The organism is Streptomyces xiaopingdaonensis (assembly GCF_000262345.1).
In the GTDB taxonomy this organism is placed as follows: Bacteria; Actinomycetota; Actinomycetes; order Streptomycetales; family Streptomycetaceae; genus Streptomyces; species Streptomyces xiaopingdaonensis.
The window spans coordinates 1-3,149 of the sequence record NZ_AJTQ01000297.1; the positions used below are offsets into that span (position 1 = coordinate 1).

Consider the following 3,149-nt stretch of genomic DNA (forward strand, 5'->3'; position numbering starts at 1 on the left):
CCACGTCGTCCCTGGTGACGTCGGCGCGGCCCGTCGAGGGGGCGAGTGTGACGCGTCCGGTGCCCGGGTCGTCGGTGAGGCGGCCGGGGCGCAGGATCGTCCAGGCGAGGTCGGGGCGTGCGCGGATGTCCTCCTCCGCCCGGCCCTTGGCGCGGAGGTAGGCCGCGAAGACCGGCTCCATGCCCGAGGGCGGGTGCTCGGCGTCGACGGAGGGGTCGGCTCCCATGCTGGAGACGACGAGGAACCTGCTCACCCCGGCGCGTTCGGCGGCGTCGGCGAAGAGCGCGGCGGCGGCCCGGTCCACACTCTCCTTGCGGGCCACGCCGCTGCCCGGTCCGGCGCCGGCGGCGAAGACGGCGGCGTCGGCGTCCTCCAGGTGCTTCGCCACGTCGTCGACGCTTGCGGACTCCAGGTCGCAGACGACGGGTTCGGCTCCGGCGGCGAGCAGGTCGCTCGCCTGCGCGGAGCGTCGGACGATGCCCGCTACCCGGTCGCCCCGTCCGGCGAGCAGCCGCTCCAGTCGAAGGGCGATCTTTCCGTGTCCTCCAGCGATCACAGTGCGCATGTCCCCGACCGTACGCCGACGAGTCCGCTCGCGCGCGGTCTCGTTCCGACCTGCTGTCTCTCAGCCCTGGGACTGCCGTGGCAGCCCCAACTCGGCGGCGGTGGCGAAGTCGCAGAACTCCCGCACCGCGCTGGTCCGGGCCACGACCCGCCCCCGGTGCACCACCACCCTGCTGTACGCGAGCGAGAGCGCCCCCGCCAGCTCGTCGCCCCGCACCGCGAGCAGATCGGCGGGGAAGCCGGCCTCGACGCGCACCTCGGGCAGCCCCATCACGGCCCTGGCCGCACCGCTCACCGCCTCGTACGCGGCGTGCGGAGGCGCCTCACCGTGCGAGGCGAGGAGGTACGCGGCCTCCAGCGGATCGCCCCTCCCCACCCGGTTCGACGCGTCGCGCAGCGCCCCGCTCCCCGCGGCGACGGAGACGCCGGCCCGCGTCAGCACGCTCATCGGCGCGGCCCGCGAGGGGAGTTCGGGCGAGGACCGCTCCACGGCGGAGCAACCCCCCTGCGGCAGGCAGACGACGGTGACGCCGGCCGCCGCGAGCTGCTCGGCGCAACGGACGGCGGTCCGGTGCGGCTGCCGGGCGAGGCCGCCGCACGGCCCGATGCTCACCGCCGGCCGGAAACCGCCGGCCGCCGCGGCGAGACGGGTGAGCCGCGCCGGGTCGTCGCCCTCGGTGTGCAGGTCGACGGGACAGCCGTGCTCGGCGGCGACCGTCAGGACGGCCTCCACGTACCCGGCGGGATCGGGATCGAGGTCGGGGCAGCCGCCGACGGCGGTGGCCCCCATCTTCACCGCGTCCCGCAGCATCGCGAGCCCCTCGGCACCCGCGGCACCCGTGAGGAGCCGCGGCACGGCGACGGCGCTGAGATCGATGAGCCCGCGCAGCGAGCGTCTCGCCTGGAGCACGGCCTCCAGGCCCGAGAGCCCGGCGACGTCCCCGATGCGCACGTGGGTGCGCGACGCGGTGGCGCCCTGGCCGAGCTGGAGGAGCGCGGCCTGGGTGGTGCGGCGCTGCACGTCGTCCGGTTCGTACGACGGCGGGCCGGCCGGACGGTCCTCAGCGGGCGGTGCCTGGTCCGCGGTGAGCGCGGAGTCGTAGTGCGCGTGGGGCTCGGCGGGCGCGGGGAGGAGCAGGTAGCCGGCGAGGTCGACGAGCGCGGCCCCGCGCCTGCCGTACTCGACGGCGAGGCTGCCGGCCGTGCCCACCGCCTCGATACGGCCGCCCGCGACGCGGACGTCGACGGTGCGGCCGTCGGCGAGACGCGCCCCGCGCAGCACGAGCGGGGGAGTGCGGGGTCCTTCGCGCGACTCGCGTTCGGATTCGCCGCGGCCGGGCTCGCGCTCTGGCTCTGACGGCTCCTGCGGCTCACTCTCGGTCATCGGTCTCCCAGGGGCGCGGAGGTCACTTGGCCCGGGGCGCCCCGGGCGGGCGGCGCGCGGATCGAGCGTAGGGCGCAGGGGAGAGCTCGGCGTGGAACGACCGAATAGTCGTACCGCTGTGGTGTGGTGGGGACGCCGCCCTCGCAGCTCCGAGGGCTGCGGCGGAGGCGTCCGGCGACCCGGCCCCGCCTTCCGGAACGGCAGTTGGGGACCGTCGCGGGTGCGTGGCGCGGGAGGGTCCGGGCGGCCGGTACGGATTTCACCTTTGGCTGCGAGGCGTGTAATGTCTTCCCCGCTCGCCCCAATAGCTCAGTCGGCAGAGCGTCTCCATGGTAAGGAGAAGGTCAACGGTTCGATTCCGTTTTGGGGCTCTGATGTGACTGGTCCTCTGCCACCGGTGGAGGCCGCCGCATCGTGGCGGTGTAGCTCAGTCGGTAGAGCAAGCGGCTCATAATCGCTGTGTCACCGGTTCAAGTCCGGTCACCGCTACTTCACCGACAGTAGCCGATTGCAGGGTCGGTCCTCCGATCGGCTACTATTTCTGCGTTTGTCCATCCGTTTGTCAAGGAGCACTCAACGTGGCTGCCACAGACGTCCGCCCGAAGATCACGCTGGCCTGCGTGGAGTGCAAGGAGCGGAACTACATCACCAGGAAGAACCGTCGGAACAACCCCGACCGGATCGAGATGAAGAAGTACTGCCCCAGGGACAACCGTCACACCGTCCACCGCGAGACGCGCTGACGTTCGCGCTCCGAGGGCCGGAAGTTTTCCGCGAGGCCGCTCCCTGCGTTGTCGGGGGGCGGCTTTGTGGTGTGTGCTTGGCTCTTGCGGCGATGTCCGATTTGTCGCTCTCGGGGAAAGTTGCTTCAGCGGGGGTCGGCCGTTGAGAAACGTGCAGGTCAACGAGACTGCTCCCCGCGCGTGCGGGGATGGTCCCCCTGACATCTTCTTCCGTTCAAAACACCGTGACTGCTCCCCGCGCGTGCGGGGATGGTCCCCGCGAGATCACCCGCCCGGACTGGACCCACCTCTGCTCCCCGCGCGTGCGGGGATGGTCCCCGCGCCGGCCGCGCCGCCGGAATCGACCCTTGCTGCTCCCCGCGCGTGCGGGGATGGTCCCGGCCTGGAGTCCGCGAGGGCCCGCGGCCGGGTCTGCTCCCCGCGCGTGCGGGGATGGTCCCCGGCGTGCGAGGGATGCG

General features: G+C 73.2%; 3 protein-coding genes, 2 tRNA genes and 1 CRISPR repeat array. Of the genes, 3 read left to right on the top strand and 2 right to left on the bottom strand.

Annotated elements, in window-relative coordinates:
* Positions 1 to 565 (bottom strand): NAD(P)H-binding protein (locus UWG_RS0123395; protein ID WP_029391713.1); only part of this gene is annotated, 565 nt, incomplete at its 3' end.
* Between the two features lie 60 nt (positions 566 to 625).
* Positions 626 to 1,948, bottom strand: coding sequence for an amidohydrolase family protein (locus tag UWG_RS0123400; RefSeq protein WP_016909634.1), 1,323 nt, complete (start codon positions 1,946 to 1,948; stop codon positions 626 to 628).
* Between the two features lie 298 nt (positions 1,949 to 2,246).
* Between UWG_RS0123400 and UWG_RS0123405 the strand changes: the two genes are divergently transcribed.
* The 3 genes from UWG_RS0123405 to rpmG all read left to right on the top strand — a co-directional run bounded on the left by UWG_RS0123405 (position 2,247) and on the right by rpmG (position 2,691).
* Positions 2,247 to 2,319 (top strand) — tRNA-Thr (locus UWG_RS0123405).
* Positions 2,320 to 2,364: 45 nt separating this feature from the next.
* Positions 2,365 to 2,437, top strand: a tRNA-Met gene (locus UWG_RS0123410).
* An 89-nt stretch (positions 2,438 to 2,526) separates the two neighbouring features.
* Positions 2,527 to 2,691, top strand: a complete 165-nt coding sequence (rpmG, locus tag UWG_RS0123415; protein WP_016909635.1) for a 50S ribosomal protein L33 — start codon at positions 2,527 to 2,529, stop codon at positions 2,689 to 2,691.
* A gap of 167 nt (positions 2,692 to 2,858) precedes the next feature.
* Positions 2,859 to 3,131: a CRISPR direct-repeat array (repeat unit 29 nt; unit sequence CTGCTCCCCGCGCGTGCGGGGATGGTCCC).
* Positions 3,132 to 3,149: the final 18 nt, after the last annotated feature.